The 19,392-nt window shown below is 67.8% G+C and carries 14 protein-coding genes and 1 riboswitch; of the genes, 7 read left to right on the top strand and 7 right to left on the bottom strand.

Annotation, left to right across the window (positions count from 1 at the left end):
• Positions 1 to 258 precede the first annotated feature (258 nt).
• Complete coding sequence (locus tag CGUA_RS03155; protein ID WP_290197652.1) at positions 259 to 837, top strand: MarR family winged helix-turn-helix transcriptional regulator; 579 nt, start codon at positions 259 to 261, stop codon at positions 835 to 837.
• A gap of 43 nt (positions 838 to 880) precedes the next feature.
• Here the strand turns inward: CGUA_RS03155 and CGUA_RS03160 are convergent, their stop codons facing one another.
• Entirely contained in the window at positions 881 to 1,489 is a 609-nt protein-coding gene (locus CGUA_RS03160; protein ID WP_290198299.1) for a lipocalin family protein, read from the bottom strand.
• A gap of 231 nt (positions 1,490 to 1,720) precedes the next feature.
• On the opposite strand from CGUA_RS03160, the gene CGUA_RS03165 reads away from it, so the two are divergent.
• Positions 1,721 to 2,350 carry a fasciclin domain-containing protein gene (locus tag CGUA_RS03165; protein ID WP_290197655.1) on the top strand — a complete coding sequence of 210 codons (630 nt, stop codon included), beginning with the start codon at positions 1,721 to 1,723 and terminating at the stop codon, positions 2,348 to 2,350.
• Between the two features lie 180 nt (positions 2,351 to 2,530).
• Here the strand turns inward: CGUA_RS03165 and CGUA_RS03170 are convergent, their stop codons facing one another.
• Both CGUA_RS03170 and CGUA_RS03175 read right to left on the bottom strand, forming a co-directional pair.
• Positions 2,531 to 3,838, bottom strand: coding sequence for a short-chain fatty acyl-CoA regulator family protein (locus CGUA_RS03170; RefSeq protein WP_290197657.1), 1,308 nt, complete (start codon positions 3,836 to 3,838; stop codon positions 2,531 to 2,533).
• Between the two features lie 110 nt (positions 3,839 to 3,948).
• Positions 3,949 to 4,719 (bottom strand): 3-oxoacyl-ACP reductase, encoded by a 771-nt coding sequence (locus tag CGUA_RS03175; RefSeq protein ID WP_290197658.1) that lies wholly within the window; start codon positions 4,717 to 4,719, stop codon positions 3,949 to 3,951.
• Positions 4,720 to 4,743: 24 nt separating this feature from the next.
• Positions 4,744 to 4,836: riboswitch (TPP riboswitch) on the bottom strand.
• 223 nt (positions 4,837 to 5,059) lie between these two features.
• Between CGUA_RS03175 and prpD the strand changes: the two genes are divergently transcribed.
• The 5 genes from prpD to CGUA_RS03200 all read left to right on the top strand — a co-directional run bounded on the left by prpD (position 5,060) and on the right by CGUA_RS03200 (position 13,545).
• On the top strand, positions 5,060 to 6,586 hold the full coding sequence (gene prpD / locus CGUA_RS03180) for a 2-methylcitrate dehydratase PrpD (RefSeq protein WP_290197659.1): 1,527 nt from the start codon (positions 5,060 to 5,062) through the stop codon (positions 6,584 to 6,586).
• 2 nt (positions 6,587 to 6,588) lie between these two features.
• Positions 6,589 to 7,512, top strand: coding sequence for a methylisocitrate lyase (prpB, locus tag CGUA_RS03185; protein WP_290197660.1), 924 nt, complete (start codon positions 6,589 to 6,591; stop codon positions 7,510 to 7,512).
• A gap of 47 nt (positions 7,513 to 7,559) precedes the next feature.
• Positions 7,560 to 8,717 (top strand): bifunctional 2-methylcitrate synthase/citrate synthase, encoded by a 1,158-nt coding sequence (locus tag CGUA_RS03190; protein WP_290197661.1) that lies wholly within the window; start codon positions 7,560 to 7,562, stop codon positions 8,715 to 8,717.
• Between the two features lie 158 nt (positions 8,718 to 8,875).
• The gene (locus CGUA_RS03195) at positions 8,876 to 12,307 is read left to right on the top strand and encodes a pyruvate carboxylase (RefSeq protein WP_290197662.1); all 3,432 of its coding nucleotides are present in this window, start codon (positions 8,876 to 8,878) and stop codon (positions 12,305 to 12,307) included.
• Between the two features lie 158 nt (positions 12,308 to 12,465).
• Entirely contained in the window at positions 12,466 to 13,545 is a 1,080-nt protein-coding gene (locus CGUA_RS03200; RefSeq protein WP_290197663.1) for an HNH endonuclease signature motif containing protein, read from the top strand.
• Positions 13,546 to 13,575: 30 nt separating this feature from the next.
• On the opposite strand, the gene CGUA_RS03205 is transcribed toward CGUA_RS03200, so the two are convergent.
• The 4 genes from CGUA_RS03205 to CGUA_RS03220 all read right to left on the bottom strand — a co-directional run bounded on the left by CGUA_RS03205 (position 13,576) and on the right by CGUA_RS03220 (position 19,259).
• On the bottom strand, positions 13,576 to 14,811 hold the full coding sequence (locus tag CGUA_RS03205; RefSeq protein WP_310169009.1) for an amidohydrolase: 1,236 nt from the start codon (positions 14,809 to 14,811) through the stop codon (positions 13,576 to 13,578).
• On the bottom strand, positions 14,808 to 16,235 hold the full coding sequence (locus tag CGUA_RS03210) for an MFS transporter (RefSeq protein WP_290197664.1): 1,428 nt from the start codon (positions 16,233 to 16,235) through the stop codon (positions 14,808 to 14,810). The genes CGUA_RS03205 and CGUA_RS03210 overlap by 4 nt, the downstream gene beginning before the upstream one ends.
• A gap of 192 nt (positions 16,236 to 16,427) precedes the next feature.
• On the bottom strand, positions 16,428 to 18,203 hold the full coding sequence (locus CGUA_RS03215; protein WP_290197665.1) for an acetyl/propionyl/methylcrotonyl-CoA carboxylase subunit alpha: 1,776 nt from the start codon (positions 18,201 to 18,203) through the stop codon (positions 16,428 to 16,430).
• 153 nt (positions 18,204 to 18,356) lie between these two features.
• Positions 18,357 to 19,259 carry a sulfurtransferase gene (locus tag CGUA_RS03220; RefSeq protein WP_290197666.1) on the bottom strand — a complete coding sequence of 301 codons (903 nt, stop codon included), beginning with the start codon at positions 19,257 to 19,259 and terminating at the stop codon, positions 18,357 to 18,359.
• Positions 19,260 to 19,392: the final 133 nt, after the last annotated feature.

Below are 19,392 nucleotides of genomic sequence, written 5' to 3' on the forward strand. Positions count from 1 at the left end.
ATACGTTATCGGGGTCATGCCCGCTCGTCGTTTCCGGAGCTTCCCGACGCTGACCGTGTCCGTCGACCGGCCCGGGCCTCCTTGCGGGCCGGCGTCCGTGGGTGGGGCTAAACTCCTGACCCGTGCCGCCCGCCCGGTCATTCCGTACTCCGTCCGAGGGTGGAAATGGGCGCGGGAAAAGTTATACTATCTTCTTAGGCATACTTTCCTATCGGATAATTTATCGGCAGGCGCAGAACGAGGGGTGGGCATCAGGTCATGGCGGATCAGCACTCGACTGCGGGGCAGGGCAGCGTCTCCCGCAGCCTCTATGACGTCAATTCCAGCGACCCGCGCAGCGAACTGGTCGACCGCTCCCAGCTGGACCCGGAGGACGTAGGGCAGATCACCCGGCTGATGAACGCGCTGTCGGGCCTGCGTGAGAAGGAAAAGGCGCTTGCCGACGCCTCCGAGAAATACATGAAGTTGAGCTCGCAGGACATGCGTGCCCTTCATTTCCTCATCGTGGCCAATCACCGGAAGGAAGTGGTCACCCCGGGGATGCTCGGCACTCACCTGGGCATGTCGCCGGCCTCCATTACCAAGCTGCTCAATCGGCTGGAGAAGGGCGGCCACATCAGCCGCCGGGTTCATCCGACTGATCGCCGGGCCTTCTCCATCGAGGTGACGGACGAGACCCGGGCCTCCGCGATGCGGACCGTCGGGAAGCAGCATGCGAAGAGGTTTCACGCCGCGGCCCGTCTGACCAGGGAGCAGCGGGACGTGGTCATCAACTTCCTCGAGGACACGGCGCGCGAGATGTCCCTGGACGACGCCGACTGGGCTCAGGAGCGGTGAGGAAATGAGAAACGGCCGCCTGAGGGCGGGCCGTTCTTTGTCTCTAGAGCACGCAGAGCGGAACGACGTCCTTGCGCCCCTCTGCCATGGGCACGGTGAGGAAGGAGCAGGACCACCAGCCGCGGGACTCCACCACGGAGCGGACCTGCGACCATTGTCCGGCGCTCAGGTCCGGGGTGCGCGAGAGGATGAAGCCCGAGTTCCGGTCGGGATCCCCGACGACGGCCAGGGAGTAGTCCTCGTCCAGGTAGGTGATCCGATAGTTGGTGGGGCCCGCCTCGTCCTGGAAGGGCACGCCCGGGAAGTTCACCCGCAGCGAAGCGTCGGAGCGCCGCTGCGCAGTGCCTTCGATGACGGAGGGGCCGAAGAAGGTTCCGCAGGAGTTGCGGACGGAGATCGTCTCCTCGTCGAGCACCGCGTACTCGGCGGTGGTGTCGCTGGCGCACTGCAGAGAGTAGGGCTGGGGCAGGGCGGCGACCTGGTACCACGTGCCGGCGTACTTGTCGAGGTCGACCGGGAATCCCACCTCGCTCAGCTCATTCCCGGGGGCCGAGGAGCTGGTGGGGAGCAGCTGGGATGAACCACCCCCGATTCGTCCACCGTCGAAGATGTCCTGGGCCTGGGCGGCCGGGGTGGCCAGGGTGGCGAGCATGGCCGCCGCCCCAAGGCCGGCGATGAATTTCCTCACGATTTACTCCTTAGGTCAGTTATTTTAAACCAAAGTGTAATACATGGGGGCGGCTCGTGCTGCATTTGTCGTGACGGGTGAGGGCGGGGCCGGGCCGGCAACGGACCGATAAATTTTCGGGAAATCCATTGCGTCCGCCAAAGTATTAACTTAGGGTAAACATTATCCAAAGTTGAACTTCTGAAAGGTTTGATCATGAAGCGAGTACTTGCCGCCACCGGCGCCCTGGGCCTGGCCCTCGCCCTCAGCGCCTGCGCCTCCGAGGACAGCGAGACCACGACCTCAATGACCGAGACCGACACCACTACCGAGGTCACCACCTCCGAGACCACCACCTCCGAGACCACGACAGAAGAGACGGCCACCGAAACGACGACCACCATGGCCGGCGAGGGTGAGGACATCGTCGACACCGCAGTCGCGGCGGGTCAGTTCACCACCCTGACCACCGCTCTTCAGGAGGCTGGCCTGGTGGAGACCCTCAAGGGCGACGGGCCGTTCACGGTCTTCGCGCCCACCGACGAGGCCTTCGCCGCGCTGCCGGAGGGCACCCTGGACACCCTCCTCGCCGACCCCTCCGGCGATCTGACCGAGATTCTCACCTACCACGTCATCCCGGACGAGGTTTTCGCCGCCGACGTCGTGGAACTTGACGGCCAGACCGTCGACACCGTCCAGGGCGGCAGCCTGACCGTCAACGTCGATGGCGAGAATGTCTCGCTGACGGACGAGGCCGGCAACACCGTCAACGTGATCGACACCGACATCGAGGCCTCGAACGGCGTCATCCACGTCATCGACGGTGTCCTCATGCCGACCCTTTAAGCGGCCGGTGCCCGCGCGCTTCTCTGAACCGGGAGGGACGACGGAAGGGCGTGGCTCCGACGCGAGGTCGGGGCCACGCCCTTCCGTCGTTTCCGGGCTATCTGACACCCGGAGAGTTTCACCAGCGTGCGTCGGCGCCCGAAGTCCCGGTTCAGGGGCGGGGAAGGGGACGTCTGCGCGTCACTTCGTCCGGTACGGCTCCTCGTCACCGATGTTGACGTCGACGGTGACGATGCCGCCCTCGAAGGGGAAGGCGCGCTGCGGGCAGTGTTCGCGGGGGCAGGTGATGCAGCCGGGCCCGATCGGGGTGCCGGTCCCGGCCGTCAGATCCAAGCCGTCGGAGTAGACGAGGCGGTGCGCCTGCTCCAGGTCGCAGCCGACGCCGACGGCGAACTCCTTGCGGGTCTTGCTGAAACCCTTGTTCGCCCCGGCGATCTGGCGGGCGACCCAGAGGTAGGTGCGCCCGTCCGGCATCGTCGCGATCTGACGGGTCACCCTGTTCGGCGTCTCGAAGGCGCGATGAATGACCCACAGCGGGCAGGAGCCGCCGGTGCGGGCGAAGTGGAAGGCCGTCGCCGAGGCGCGCTTGGAAATGTTGCCCGCACGATCCGTGCGGACGAAGAAGAAGGGGATGCCACGCGCGCCGGGACGCTGAAGCGTCGACATGCGGTGGGCGGTCGACTCGAAACTGGTGCTGAAACGACTGGCCAGTAGGTCGATGTCGTAGCGGGTGGCCTCGGCGTGCTCGAGGAACTCGGTGTAGGGCATGGTCACCGCGGCGGCGAAGGACTGGGCCAGCCCGCGCCGGGCGATCTCGCGGGCCTGCTTGGTCGACAGGGGAGCGGCCATCATCTCAATTTCCTCGCCGTGGACGAGCAGGGCGTACTGCATGGACAGCTCGAAGGCGAGCTGGGCGTCGGACAGTCCCGTGCGCAGCACCAGCCGTCGTTCAGCGGGCAGGTAGTGGCGGCGAGGGCCGTCGATCTGGCCGCGGAAATCGACGGTGACGCCGGCGTCGGACTCCAGGCGCGCGACCAGGCGCGGCACGCGCAGGCGCATCGGCCCGAGCGCCAGGGAGAGCTCCTCGCCGGTGGTGTCGAGCTTGTGGAAGTAGTTGTTGGTCGCGTAGTAGAAGTCGCGGACCTCCTCGAAGGGGCTGGTGGTCGGTGACTGGTCCTTGACCATCCGCGGCACCAGTTCCGGGTAGCGCGCGACCAGGTCGGCCAGCTGATCCTCGGGCGTGCCGGGAAAGACCTCCTTGAGCTGGGCGATGGCACGCGCGTCCTGGTCGGTGGAGAAGAAGCCCGCCGGGGTGTCGAACGCCTGCGAGAGGCTCATCAGGACCGTGACCGTCAACGGTCGCTGGTCGTTCTCCAGCTGGTTGAGGTAGCTGGTGGAGATGCCGAGACGCTTGGCCATCTCCACCTGCGTCAGCCCCGCCGTGCGGCGCAGCGTATGGATCCGTGCCCCGGCGAAGTGTTTGGTCACGAGTGTTCAACCTCCAAAACCCGGTGGTGCCAGCGATTTCTTCAGGCGCTGGTGTTGTCTGCCTTAACTTAGTCACTGCACAGTGGTCCACGCCACCAGCTTGGGGGTGGCTAGTCCATCACCAGTCCGCCGCCGACGACGAGGTTCTGGCCGGCGACGGAGCGAGACCAGGGGGAGGCGAAGAACAGGACGGCGTCGGCAAGCTCCTCCGGCGTGGTCGCCGAACCCAGCGGGGTGCCCGTGGCGATGGCGTCGAGCACGGCCTGCGGGGTGGCGGCGCTGGCGTCGGTGGTACGCAGCAGGCCGCCGCTGACCATGTTGACGGTGACTCCGCGCGGGCCGAGGTCTTTGGCCAGGCTGCGGGTCAGCGACAGTAGCGCCGCCTTGGCGGCGGTGTAGTCGTGGTAGGGGACGACCGGGTTCTGGAAGAGGTTGGTGCCGATGTTGACGACGCGGCCGTACCCGGCCCGCTCGAAGTCGCCCAGCGCCGCCTGGACGGTGTTGAGCGCGCCCCCGACGGAACCCTCGAACTGCTCCGCGAAGCGCCGGTAGGTGATCTCCCCGGCGGCGGGGCGGGCGTCGCCGTCAAAGGAGAAGTTCACCAGCGCGTTGTTGACGACCGTGGTCACCGGTGCGCCGAAGGCCTCCGCCGCGTCGGCGACGACGCGCTCCATGTCCGCCCGGGAGCGGACGTCGCCCTGCAGGGCCACCGCCCGGCCCGCATGGGCGGCGACCAGTTCCCCGGCGGCGGCCCGGCTGGCGAGGTAGTTGACGGCCACGCGCGCCCCCTCGCGGAGGAAAGCCTGGGAGATGCGTCGGCCCAGGCCGCGCGCGCCCCCGGTGACGAGGACGACCTGGTCGGAAATGCTGTGCTGGTTCATGTGTTCCTTGCGTGGAAAAGGCGCAAGGAAGACAACGGACATTCCCTACGCCAGCGTTGACTGGATCAGGTTCGACGGGTGTGTTCTCAGCCGTGTCCGGCACCCCGTGTCACTGGGATCGAGACTAACAGCGCGTACGTCCGCGTCCCCCCGCGCCGGGTGTGGGCGGCGGGGGAACGTCCGCCTAATGGGCGATGAGCTGGCCGTTCCACGAATGTTGCAGATTCACGGGAAAAGTTCAGCGGAAATCCGCCCCATTCGCCGTGACCTGGGACACGAAACTTGCCCTAGGTTGATGGGCAGCACATCAGAATCCGTTTCACCCGCTGGAGGAAACCCCATGATCGATCACGTCGTCCGCACCCGCCGCTCGGCCGAGGACTTCCCCTACGAAGAGCACCTGGCCTACAAGATCGCCCGCGTCGCCGCGGATCCGGTGGAGGTTCCGGAGGAGACCACCGAGATGATCATCAACCGCATCATCGACAACGCCGCGGTCTCCGCCGCCTCGGTGACCCGCCGCCCGGTGACGGTCGCGCGTCGACAGGCGCAGGCCCACGCGGTCGCTGACGCGACCGCGGGAAGTCGAGGAGCGACCGTCTTCGGCCTGGAGGGCACCTACTCCGCGGAGTGGGCCGCCTGGGCCAACGGCACCGCCGTGCGCGAACTCGATTTCCACGACACCTTCCTGGCGGAGGAGTACTCCCACCCGGGCGACAACATCCCGCCGATCCTGGCCGCCGCCCAGACCGCCGGCAAGACCGGCCGCGACCTCATCCGCGGCCTGGCCACCGGCTACGAGATCCAGGTCGACCTGGTGCGCGGCATGAGCCTGCACAAGCACAAGATCGACCACGTCGCCCACCTCGGCCCCTCGGCGGCCGCCGGCATCGGCACCCTGCTCGGTCTCGACGTCGACACCATCTACCAGGCGATCGGCCAGGCCCTGCACACCACCACCGCCACGCGGCAGTCCCGCAAGGGCGAGATCTCCTCGTGGAAGGCCTTCGCCCCGGCCTTCGCCGGCAAGATGGCCATCGAGGCGATCGACCGCACCATGCGCGGCGAGGGCGCCCCGGCCCCGATCTGGGAGGGCGAGGACGGCGTCATCGCCTGGCTGCTGGGCGGCCCGAACCACGAGTACACCATCCCGCTGCCGGCCGAGGGCGAGGAGAAGCGCGGCATTCTCGACACCTTCACCAAGGAGCACTCCGCCGAGTACCAGGCCCAGGCCCTGATTGACCTGGCCCGCCGCATGAAGTCGACGCTCGCCGAGAAGGGCGTGTCCGCCGCGGACATTGCCTCCATCGTGCTGCACACCTCGCACCACACCCACTACGTCATCGGCACCGGCGCGAACGACCCGCAGAAGATGGACCCGAACTCCTCCCGCGAGACCCTGGACCACTCCATCATGTACATTTTCGCGGTCGCCCTCGAGGACGGGAAGTGGCACCACGAGCACTCCTACGCCCCGGAGCGCGCCAACCGCCCGGAGACCGTCGAGCTGTGGCACAAGATCTCCACCCTTGAGGACCCGGAGTGGACCCGCCGCTACCTGTCCACCGACCCGGTCGAGAAGGCCTTCGGCGCCCGCGCCGTCATCACCCTCAACGACGGCACCGAGATCGTCGACGAGCTCGCGCTTGCCGACGCCCACCCGCTCGGCGCCCGCCCCTTCGCCCGCGCCCAGTACATCCAGAAGTTCCGTGAACTCGCCGAGGGCGTCGTCTCCCCGCAGGAGCAGGATCGCTTCCTCGCCGCCGTCGAGAACCTGGAGAACCTCACCGACCTGAACGAGCTCAACATCGTCCTCGCCGCCGAGGTCCTCGCCAGGGCGCCGCAGACCCCGGAAGGACTGCTCTAAAGATGTCCCTGTACGCACCGTCCACGACGCCCACGCAGCGTCGGCAAGCTCTGCGTGACTCGCTCAACGCCCCGGCCATCACCAAGCTGCCGGGAGCCTTCAACCCCCTGACCGCCCGCCTCATCGAGGACCTCGGACTTTTCGAGGGCGTCTACGTCTCCGGCGCCGTGCTCGCCAACGACCTGGGCCTGCCCGACATCGGGCTGACCACGCTCACCGAGGTCGCCGGGCGCGGGCGCCAGATCGCCCGGGCCACCGACCTGCCCGTGCTCATCGACGCCGACACCGGCTTCGGCGAACCGATGTCCGCCGCCCGCACCGTCTCCGAATTCGAGGACGCCGGCCTGGCCGGCTGCCACTTCGAGGACCAGGTCAACCCGAAGCGCTGCGGCCACCTGGACGGCAAGGAGGTCGTGCCCACCGACGTCATGGTCCGGCGCATCTCCGCGGCCGCCAACGAGCGTCGCGACGACAGCTTCGTCATCTGCGCGCGCACCGACGCCGCCGGCATCGAATCCGTCGACGCCGCCATCGAGCGGGCCAAGGCCTACGCCGCCGCCGGCGCCGACCTCATCTTCACCGAGGCGCTCTACACCGTCGACGACTTCAAGAAATTCCGCGACGCCGTCGACACTCCGCTGCTGGCCAACATGACCGAGTTCGGCAAAACCGAGCTGCTTCCGGCCGGCACCCTGGAGGAGATCGGCTACAACGCCGTCATCTACCCGGTCACCACCCTGCGCATCGCCATGGGCGCCGTGGAGGAGGCGCTGCGCGAGATCGGCGAGACCGGCACCCAGGCCGGCTGGCTCGACCGCATGCAGCACCGCTCCCGCCTCTACGAACTGGTCAAGTACGAGGAGTACAACGCCTTCGACCAGTCCGTCTTCACCTACTCCCGCGACAGCTACTCGACCACCTTCTGACCCGCCTCACAGCACGTCCATCGCACGTCCATCGAAGGAGAAGCATCATGACCACCACCGAAACCCAGCCGGACATCCGTAAGGGCCTGGCAGGCGTCTACGCCGACTACACGGCCATCTCCAAGGTCAATCCGGAGACCAACTCCCTGCTCTACCGCGGCTACCCGGTCCAGGAGCTCGCCGAGAACTGCACCTTTGAGGAGGTCGCCTACCTGCTGCTGCGCGGCGAACTGCCCGACGAGGAGGAGCTCGCCGACTTCAAGCGCGAGTGCTGGAACGGCCGCTCCCTGGACCAGAAGACGATCGACATGGTCATGTCGATGCCCACCGACTGCCACCCGATGGACGTGCTGCGCAGCGCCGTCGCCTTCCTCGGCAGCTACGACGCCGACCACTTCACCCGCAGCGCCAACCACATCCGCTGGGTCGGACGCCAGCTGCTGTCCAAGCTGCCGACCATCGTGGCCCTGGACATCCGCCGCCGCCGCGGCGAGGGTTACATCGAGCCCCGCAAGGACCTCGGCTTCACCGAAAACTTCCTGTGGATGGTCTTCGGCGACGGCCCGGATTCCCCGCTGAACAAGCCGGGCGACGTGGAGTGCTTCGAGAAGTCCATGATTCTCTACGCCGAGCACTCCTTCAACGCCTCGACCTTCACCGCCCGCGTCATCACCTCCACCATGTCCGACCCGTGGTCGGCCATCGCCGGTGCGATCGGCGCCCTCAAGGGGCCGCTGCACGGCGGCGCCAACGAGGCGGTCATGCACAACATGATCGAGATCGGCGACCCGGCCACCGCCGAGCAGTGGTGCAAGGACAAGCTGGCCAACAAGGAGCTCGTCATGGGCTTCGGCCACCGGGTCTACAAGAAGGGCGACTCGCGCGTCCCGACCATGGAGGCGGCGTTCCGGAAGCTGGCCCAGGAGCACGACGGCGAGGAGAGCCGCAAGTGGGTCGAGATGTACGACATCATGGCCGAGACCATGTACGAGAACACCTCGATCAAAATCCGGCCGAACCTGGACTTCCCGGCCGGCCCGGCGTACTACATCATGGGCTTCGACATCCCCTTCTTCACGCCGCTGTTCGTGATGTCGCGCATCACCGGCTGGTCCGCCCACATCCTGGAGCAGTACGAGAACAACTCCCTGATCCGCCCGCTCTCCGCCTACAACGGCCCCGAAGAGCGCCACCTCGGCCGCTAGGTTAGTTTTCACATCAGCAGTCCCATTCCGCTGTGCCCGACTGCCGGGTCAGTAGAATGGGACTGCTCTCACTGGTGGAGATATGTCGAATGATGATACGTTAGGCTATCTTCGTTACCTGATTCACATTTTATATTTCTCGGGAAGGGGATAATCGCGTGACCACCTCCACACTGCCGTCCTTCAACAAGGTGCTCGTCGCCAACCGCGGCGAGATCGCCGTGCGCGCGTTCCGCGCCGCGTACGAGATCGGCGCCAAGACCGTCGCGGTCTACCCGAGGGAGGACCGCAACTCCTTCCACCGCCCGTTCGCCGACGAGGCCGTCCGCATCGGCGAGGAGGGCGCGCCGGTCAAGGCGTACCTCAACATCGATGAGGTCATCCGGGCCGCCAAGGAAACCGGCGCCGACGCCATCTACCCGGGCTACGGCTTCATGTCCGAGAGCGCCGCCTTCGCCCGCGCCTGCGCCGACAACGGCCTCACCTTCATCGGCCCCACCGCCGAGACCCTGGACCTGACCGGCGACAAGTCCGCCGCGGTCACCGCCGCCCAGGAGGCCGGCCTGCCCATCCTCGACGACTCCAAGCCGTCCACCGACATCGACGAGCTCGTCAGCTACGCACAGGACTTCCAGTTCCCGATCTTCGTCAAGGCCGTCGCCGGCGGCGGCGGACGCGGCATGCGCTTCGTGGAGAAGCCCGAGGACCTGCGCGCCCTGGCCGAGGAGGCCTCCCGCGAGGCCGAGGCCGCCTTCGGCGACGCCCACGTCTACCTCGAGACCGCCGTCATCAACCCGCAGCACATCGAGGTCCAGATCCTCGGTGACGACGAGGGCAACATCATCCACCTCTACGAGCGCGACTGCTCCCTGCAGCGTCGTCACCAGAAGGTCGTGGAGATCGCCCCCGCCCAGCACATCGACTCCGACCTGCGCGACCGGATCTGCGCCGACGCCGTGAAGTTCGCCGAGCACATCAACTACCGCGCGGCCGGCACCGTCGAATTCCTCGTCGACGAACGCGGCAACCACTACTTCATCGAGATGAACCCGCGCATCCAGGTCGAGCACACCGTCACCGAGGAGATCACCGGCGTCGACCTGGTCAAGGCCCAGATGCACCTGGCTGCCGGCGCCACCCTCGAGCAGCTCGGCCTCAGCCAGGAATCCATCACCATCACCGGCGCGGCGCTGCAGACCCGCATCACCACCGAGGACCCCCACAACGGCTTCCGGCCCGACTCCGGCACCATCACCTCCTACCGCTCCCCGGGCGGCGCCGGCGTCCGCCTCGACGGCTCCGTGGCCGTCGGCACGGAAATCACCCCGAACTTCGACTCCCTGCTGGTCAAGATGACCTGCCGCGGCGCCGACTTCGAGCAGGTCGTCGCCCGCGCGATGCGCGCCCTCAACGAATTCAAGGTCGGCGGTGTCTCCACCAACATCGGTTTCCTGCGCGCCGTGCTGCGCGAGTCCGATTTCCAGACCAAGCGCATCTCCACCAGCTTCATCGCCGACCACATCCACCTGCTCGAGGCCCCGCCGGCCATCGACGTCAACGACCGGCTCCTGGACTTCGTGGCCAACGTGACCGTCAACCGCCCCAACGGCCCCGCACCCACCCGCCAGCAGCCGTGGCGCAAGCTCATGCACATCCAGCTCGACGAGACCCCGCCACGCGGCTCCCGCAACGACCTCCTCGAACTCGGCCCCAAGGGCTTCGCGGAGAAGATCCGCAACCAGAAGGCGCTCGGCGTCACCGACACCACCTTCCGCGACGCGCACCAGTCACTGCTCGCCACCCGGGTACGCACCGACACCCTCATCCACGCCGCCGTCGCCACCGGCCAGATGACCCCGGAGCTCTTCTCCGTCGAGGCCTGGGGCGGCGCCACCTACGACGTCGCGATGCGCTTCCTCTTCGAGGACCCGTGGGCCCGCCTGGACCAGCTGCGCAAGGCCTTGCCCCACGTCAACATCCAGATGCTGCTGCGCGGCCGCAACACCGTCGGCTACACCCCGTACCCGGAGTCCGTCACCCGCGCCTTCGTGCAGGAGGCGGCCGACTCGGGCATCGACGTCTTCCGCATCTTCGACGCCCTCAACGACGTCTCCCAGATGCGCCCGGCCATCGACGCCGTCCTCGAGACGGGCACCACCGTCGCCGAGGTCGCGATGGCCTACTCCGGCAACCTCGCCGACCCGCGCGAGAACCTCTACACGCTGGACTACTACCTGAAGCTGGCGGAGCAGATCGTCGAGTCCGGCGCCCACGTCCTGGCCATCAAGGACATGGCCGGCCTGCTGCGCCCGGAGGCCGCCCGCAAGCTGGTCACCGCCCTGCGCGCCAACTTCGACCTGCCGATCCACATCCACACCCACGACACCGCCGGCGGCCAGCTGGCGACCTACCTGGCCGCCGCCGAGGCCGGCGCCGACGTCGTCGACGGGGCCTCCGCGCCGCTGGGCGGCACCACCTCCCAGCCCTCGCTGTCCGCCATCATCGCCGCCTTCGCCGACACCGAGCGCGACACCGGCATCTCGCTGCAGGCCGTCTCCGAGCTGGAGCCCTACTGGGAGAGCGTGCGCCAGGTCTACGCACCCTTCGAGTCCGGCATCCCGGGCCCGACCGGCCGCGTCTACCGCCACGAGATCCCGGGCGGTCAGCTGTCCAACCTGCGAACCCAGGCCGTCGCCCTGGGCCTGGGCGACCGCTTCGAGCTCATCGAAGACGCCTACGCCGGGGTCAACGAACTCCTGGGCCGCCCGACCAAGGTGACCCCCTCCTCCAAGGTCGTCGGCGACCTCGCCCTCTCGCTGGTCGGCGCCGGCGTGACCCCGGCGGAATTCGCCCAGAACCCGACCAAGTACGACATTCCGGATTCGGTGATCTCCTTCCTGCGTGGGGAGCTCGGCACCCCTCCGGGGGGCTGGCCGGAGATCACCGCGAAGATCCTCGAGGGCCGCGGCCAGGGTCAGCGCAGCCTGGTCGAGGTACCCGCCGAGGAACTCGACAACCTCGCCTCCGAGGACCACAAGGTCCGCCGCGGTGCGCTCGACCGCCTGCTCTTCCCGAAGCAGGCCGCGGAGCTGGCCGAGCACCGGCGTCTCTACGGCGACACCTCCAGGCTTGAGGACCACGTCTTCTTCTACGGACTGCCGGAGGGCCAGGAAGTCGTCCTGCGCGCCAGCCACGCCGACGACTCGAAGAACCCGCCGATGGTCGCCCGCCTGGATGCCGTGAGCGAACCGGACGAGAAGGGCCTGCGCCGCGTCGTCATCAACGTCAACGGCCAGATCCGTCCGCTGACCGTCCGCGACAACAACGCCGAGTCCACCGTCGCCGAGGTCGAGAAGGCCGACGCCTCGAACAAGGGCCATGTCCCGGCGCCGTTCGCCGGCGTCGTCAAGCCGTCCGTCGCCGCAGGTGACCAGGTCAAGGCCGGCGAGCCGGTGGCAACGATCGAGGCGATGAAGATGGAGGCGACCATCTCCGCCACCATCGACGGCGTCGTCGAGCGCGTCGCCCTGTCCCAGCCCACGAAGGTGGAGGGCGGCGACCTGATCGTCGTGATCAAGCCGGCCCAGTAGGCGGTGGCGTCCGCGCATCCCGTCGACGCTACTACGCGTCCTCGCGCCGGCGGGAGCGCGGCGAGAATCGGTTTTAACAGCTCCGGTTATCCACAGGTTGCCGGCCGGGTTGGTCCGGTGCCCGGCGCCTCCGGCTGGCGGGCCCTAGCGTCGCGGGCATGAACCTATTCGACTCGGTCCTGCGCGCCAGTGCGCTCGACTTCATCGCGGGATTCTCTGAACGGGTCGCCACCGAGGCCGGCGCCGCCCCCGCGCAGATCCGCGCCTGGAAGAACCTCCACCGCGTCTACGTCGCCGCGACCCATTCCCGGCAGAAGCAGCGCCTCGCCGTCGACAAGGCCCGCAGAAACGGCTTCTCCGTCGACCAGCTGGCGATGATCGAGAGACGCCTGAAGCCACTCAAATCCCGCCGCGAGCAATCCCGCCTCCGCCTCCTGCTTCTCGACGCCCCCAGCAGCTACCGCACCCTCGAGCGCCTCGCGAAAAGACTCGTCCCGCCCCGCCCGGCCCCGTCCCCGCGGGCGACCTTCGGCCGTTCCCGTGACGGCCTGCGCACCATGACGCTGACCGCCCCGGAACGCGACCTCGCCGACCTGGAACACGCCGCCGCCCAGGGCCTGGATCCGACGCGGCCGCGGGCTCCGCAGCTGGTGGGGCCCCTGCTCGAACTCATGCGGGGCGGGGGAGTGCCCCGGGCCGTCCCACGCCCGCTCATCCTGGTCCCGCTGGCCGAACTGACAAAAATCCTCCGGCAGCAGGGCGACGAGACGATCCTGGGCCTCAGCGACGGAACCACGACCACCGGGGCGCAGCTGCTCAACGATGTCTTGCCCCACCACGGACTGGAGGCCGCGCTCTTCCACCCGCAGGAAGGCCCGGTCAACCTCTACCGGGCGGAACGTTTGGCCAACCGGAAGCAGCGCGATCTGGCCCGCGCCACCGCGCCCGTCTGTCCGGTGCCCGACTGCACATGCCCGTCCGATGACTGCGAAATCCACCACGTCGAGGCGTGGCGCAGCGGCGGGCAGACGAACATAGACAATCTCGTGGTCCTGTGCCGCTACCACAACCGCATGAACGAGGTCCCCGGCCGTGGGCGCATCATCCTGCGCGGCGGCGCACCGGTGTGGCGCTCGCCCCGGGGTGCGCAGGTGCCCAACGAGCACCACCGCTACGGGGCGATGACGACCCTGTTCAGCGGCCCCGACCCCGGGAACCGGTCACCGGTCGGATCCTGAGGCGCGCCCGGTCACACCGGCTCCGGGCCCTCAGTCGAGCGCCAGCCACGGGCTGACGGCGGCGACGACGGCTTCGGCGCCGGCCTCCAGCGTCGGGTGCAGTTGCGGGAGGAACTGCGGGGAATGGTTGCCCGGCGCCGTCGCTGGATCCGGGAAGCCGCCCAGGACCCAGAAGCAGTAGGGCGTGCCGAAGGCGTTCGGGATGTCGGGGAAATCCTCGGACCCGAGGAACGGGTCAAACTCGCCGACCCGGTCCTCGCCGAGCAGCGCGGTGAAGGACTCGGTGACCCGCTCGGTGACTCGCTCGTCGTTGTTCAGGAGCGGGAATCGGTCCGAGTAGTCGAAGGAGGGCTCCCTGGCCCCGACCGCGAGTGACTGACTGGTGACGATGCGTTCGATGGAGGAGTGAATCCTGTCCTCGACCTCCTGCGAGTAACACCGGGTGTTGAGCTCGAAGACGACCTCCTCCGGGATGACGTTCGACTTGGTGCCGCCGTGAATGGTGCCGACGGAAACGACCGCGGGTTCCAACGCGGAGATTTCGCGGGAGACGATGGTCTGCAGCTGCATGATGATGGACGCGGTCAGCACGATGGGGTCCACGCCCTTCTCCGGCATGGAACCGTGCGAACCGACGCCGCGGACGGTGACCTTGACCGTCGAGGCCTGCGAGAAGCTCGGCCCCGTGCGGGTGGCGACGTGCGCCAGCGGCACCACACCCATGACGTGCTGGCCGAGCATCACGTCGGGGACGGGGACCTTCCCGGTGATGCCGGCGGCGACCATGTCCTTGCCGCCTTCGGCGGTTTCCTCGGCGGGCTGGAAGACGGCCTCGAAGGTGCCCGACCACAGTTCGCGGTGGGTGGCGAGGTACTTCACGACGCTCAGCAGCCAGGTGGTGTGCATGTCGTGGCCGCACATGTGCGCGACCGGGACGTCCTGGCCCGTGCGGTCGGAGACCTGGGTGGCGGTGGAGGCGTAGTCGACACCGGTGTCCTCCCGGACCGGGAGGGCGTCGAAGTCGGCGCGCATCGCCACCGTGGTGCCCTCGCCGTTGCGCAGGAGCGCGACGACGCCCGCGCCGACGTCGACCACGTCCACGTCGGCCACCGCGCTCAGCTCCTCCATGATCCGCGCCTTGGTGCGGGCTTCCTGCATGGATAGCTCGGGGTGCTGGTGAAACCACTTGTACAGCGTCACGCGCTCCTCCCGGGTGGCCTCCAGGTAGGGAGCGAGGGAATCGAACAGCGTCGGCAAGGTAATCACGCTTTCTGGGGGGTCTTGTTCGGGAGCAGGAGGAGGATGGTGGCCAGGGCGACGCCCATGAAGATCGTGTTGACCCACAGTCCGAACTGTCCGCCCGACAGGGCGGTGTCGGGGTCGACACCGTCGTAGATGGCGTTGAACACCGACCCTGACACCGCAACACCGATGGCGCCGCCGAGTGAAGAGGCCATTTTATAGATGCCGGCGCCGGCGCCGGCGATGTCCTCGGGCAGTTCGGACAGCGCCATGTTGATCGAGGGGGTGGCGTACAGGGCCAGGCCGGCGCCGAAGACGCCGAAGGCGATCACCACGGCGACGGTGTAGGTGTTCAGCGGCAGGTGGGTCAGGGAGAGCAGGAGCAGCGCGAAGACCAGGGAGGCGGGGCCCAGCGCCATGGTCCATTTCGGGCCGATCTTGTTGAGGATCTTGACGGAGGCGCCCAGCATGAAGATCAGGACGACCGGGTAGGCCAGGGTGAGGTAGCCGGCGGTGGAGGCGGCCATGCCGTGGCCCTTGTTGAGGGTCCACATGGTCAGGGGAATCATGCCCACGGAGAGGTTGACCAGGAAATTGGAGAGGGTCGCGGCCGAGAAGCGCATGTTCTTGAACACGGCCAGGCGGACGAGGGGCCGGTGCTGCCGGGTCTCCGCCCAGATGAAGGCGATGAAGAAGACGAGGGTGACGGCGACCAGGCTGAGGATGGCCAGGGAAGTCCAGCCCCAGATTGCCCCCTTGGAGATCACCAGCTGTAGGGCCAGCAGCGTGACGGCCAGGGTGATCATGCCGACGTAGTCGAGGTGGAGTTTGGCGTCGTCGCGGGGGGCGCGGGATTCCGGGATGTGGCGGGTGAGGAGGATCGCGCCGACGGCGAAGAGGGCGGAGAGGATGAAGATGGAGCGCCAGCCGAAGATCGAGTTGGCGATGACGCCGCCGACGATGGAGGCCAGTCCGGAGCCGCCGAAGGTGCCGAAGGCCCACATGGAGGAGGCTTTCTGCCGGTCCTCGCCCTCCCAGTAGGCGCCGACGAGAGCCATGGAGGCGGGCATGATCGCGCCGATGGACAGGCCCTGAATCACGCGTCCGGCCAGGAAGAGCGGGCTGGCGAGGGGGCCGGCGGCGGCCACCAGCAGGAGGGAGCCGATGACGGCGAGGACGGCGCCAATGGTGAAGATTCGCAGGCGGCCGAAGTTGTCGGCGAGGCCGCCCCAGGTGACGATGAGCATGCCCGAGAACAGCGCGGAGAGGGAGATGGCCAGCGTCATGGTGGAGGCCGACATTCCGATGTCCTCGGCGACGTCCGGTCCGACGTTGAGCAGGGTTTGGGCGAACAGCCAGAACGTCAGGAGTCCCAGGATGAAGCCGGCGAGGGCCTTGTTGTCGCCTCTGTAGGAGGTGTTCTGGGGTGCGGAGTGCGATATAGCCATGGCGGTGACCTTCGGGTGGGAGGGGATGGCCACAAACTGCCTGCTCGCTTGACGACGCCGGGCGGGCAGTCGTGATCATCAGCTTCTCACCCGAGTATAGGTGCCTGTGGGGCACCTAACACGGGAAGGCATGCGTGACGAAAGTCGCCCCCCGGCCACGAGGTGTGACCGGGGGGCGACGAAAGGGGTGCGTTACTTGATCTCGAAGAGCACGGCGTTCTTGTTGACCCGGGCGCCGGCCTCGATGGACAGGCCGGTGACAGTGCCGGCCTTGTGGGCCTTGACCGGGTTCTCCATCTTCATGGCCTCGAGGACGACCACGACGTCGCCTTCGGCGACCTCCTGACCCTCCTCGACGTTGACCTTGATGACGGTGCCCTGCATCGGAGCCGCCACGGCATCGCCGGAGGCGCCGGCAGCGGCGCCGCCCTTCGCGCGGCGCTTGCGGGCCTTCTTCTTCGGGCCGAAGCCGCCGAAGGTGAGGTTGCCCGGGAGGGCGACCTCGACGCGTCGGCCGGCGACCTCGACGACGAACTTCTGCGCCGGGGTGGACTCGTCCTCCGGGGCGTCGTCTGGGTCGACAAACGGGGTCAGGCCGGCGCCGTCCCACTCCTCCTCGATCCAGCGGGTGTAGATGTCGAAGCCGTTCTCGTCGCCGACGAAGGCCGGGTCCTTGACGATCGCGCGGTCGAAGTTGAGGACGGTCGGCATGCCTTCGACGACGAACTCATCGAGCGCACGCGCGGCGCGCTGCAGGGCCTGCTCGCGGGACTCACCGGTGACGATGAGCTTGGCCAGCATCGAGTCGAACTGGCCGCCGATGGTGGAGCCCTCGACGACGCCGGAGTCGACGCGCACACCCGGTCCGGCCGGCTCGACGTACTTGGTGATGGTGCCCGGGGCCGGCATGAAGTTGTTGCCTGCGTCCTCGCCGTTGATGCGGAACTCGAAGGAGTGGCCGCGCGGGGCCGGATCCTCGGTGAAGCGCAGGACCTCGCCCTCGGCGATGCGGAACTGCTCGCGGACCAGGTCGATACCGGTGGTCTCCTCGGTGATCGGATGCTCGACCTGGAGGCGGGTGTTGACCTCGAGGAAGGAGACCAGGCCGTCGGAACCGACGAGGTACTCGACGGTGCCGGCGCCGTAGTAACCGGCCTCGGTGCAGATGCGCTTGGCGGACTCGTGGATGGAGCTGCGCTGCTCGTCGGTGAGGAACGGGGCCGGGGCCTCCTCAACCAGCTTCTGGAAGCGGCGCTGCAGAGAGCAGTCACGGGTGCCGGCGACGATGACGTTGCCGTGCTGGTCGGCCAGGACCTGGGCCTCGACGTGGCGGGCCTTGTCCAGGTAGCGCTCGACGAAGCATTCGCCGCGGCCGAAGGCGGCGACGGCCTCACGGGTGGCGGACTCGAAGAGTTCCTCGACCTCGTCCATCGTGTAGGCGACCTTCATGCCGCGGCCGCCGCCGCCGAAGGCGGCCTTGATGGCGATGGGCAGGCCGTAGTTCTCGGCGAAGGCCTTGACCTCGGCGGCGTCGGCGACCGGGTCCTTGGTGCCCGGCACCATCGGGGCCTCAGCGCGCTCGGCGATATGGCGGGCGGTGACCTTGTCGCCGAGGTCGGCGATCGCGTGCGGCGGGGGGCCGATCCAGATGAGGCCGGCGTCCATGACGGCCTGCGCGAAGTCGGCGTTCTCGGCGAGGAAGCCGTAGCCCGGGTGGACGGCGTCCGCGCCGGACTTCTTCGCGGCGTCGATGATCTTCTCGATCACCAGGTAGGACTCGGCGGAGGTGGTTCCGCCCAGCGCGAAGGCCTCGTCGGCCATGCGGACGAACGGCGCGTCGGCGTCCGGTTCCGCGTACACGGCCACTGAGGCGATGCCGGCGTCCCTTGCCGCGCGGACGATGCGGACGGCGATTTCGCCGCGGTTTGCCACCAGTACCTTGGTGATCTTCTTGGTCTCGACTGCCACTTGTTAACCCTCCATGGATCGTGGGTGCAGGTAGTGCTCGTGCCTGTATTTCCACGCACAGCGGGGGCGCTGCGGTGGCGGTAGCACTCTAACTTACTACCCCGTACCTAACTATTGTCGTATCGGGGCACCCCCGTGTTACGTCTCCGTAGGTTATTTTCCGGGATGCTGGTCAACGCCCTGCGCAATCGGCATGCGGACCATGTTTCCCCACTCGGCCCAGGAGCCGTCGTAGTTGCGGACGTTGCCGTAGCCGAGGATGTACTTGAGCATGAACCAGGTGTGGGCGGACTGGTCGCCGAGGAGGCAGTAGAGCACCGTGGGGACGGCCGGGTCGAGGCCCTCGTAGACGGCGGCGATCTCCTCGCGGGTGCGGAAGCGGGCGTTGGCGTGGAGGGCGTCGCCCCAGGGGATGTTGACGGCGCCGGGGATGTGGCCGTTGCGCATCGTGGTCGGGGCGTCCTCGATGCTCTCGTAGCCCTCGCCGACGGTGTCGCCCGCGTAGTCGGTCTCGGCGCGGACGTCGATGAGCTGGGGGGCGTCGGCGGTGAGGGCGGCGCGGATTTCGTCGACGAAGACCCGCAGGTCGGCGTCGTTGCGTTCGACGACGGGGTAGTTGGTGGCCGGGTAGTCCGGGACGGCGAAGGAGGTGTCGCGCTCCTCGCCCATCCAGGCGTCGCGGCCGCCGTCGAGGAGTCTGACGTCGGGGTGGCCGAAGAGTTCGAAGACCCACAGGGTGTAGGCGGCCCAGCGGTTGGACTTGTCGCCGTAGATGACGACGGTGTCCTCGCGGGAGATGCCCTTTTCGCGCATGAGGTCGGCGAAGGCCTGGCCGTCGATGAAGTCGCGGGTGACCTGGTCGTTGAGGTCGGAGTGCCAGTCGATGCGCACGGCGCCGGGGATGTGGCCGATGTTGTAGAGCAGCAGGTCTTCGTCGGATTCGACGACCTTCAGGCCCGGGGTGCCCAGGCGGGAGGACAGCCAGGCGGCGGAGACGAATCGCTGCGGGTGGGCGAAGCTCTTGAAGTCTGGGTGCGGATCGAAGTCGATGGCCACAGTCGGTACGCCTTTCGTGGGGCTGAGGGGAGTGGTTCACTTAGGTATAACGATAACCTGTTGGGTTCCAGTTCGTCACTCGCCCGGGGCCCTGTGTTGTTGGTAACAGCCGGCCTGTCTGATAGAGCCGAAG

It is taken from the genome of Corynebacterium guangdongense (assembly GCF_030408915.1).
GTDB lineage: Bacteria > Actinomycetota > Actinomycetes > Mycobacteriales > Mycobacteriaceae > Corynebacterium > Corynebacterium guangdongense.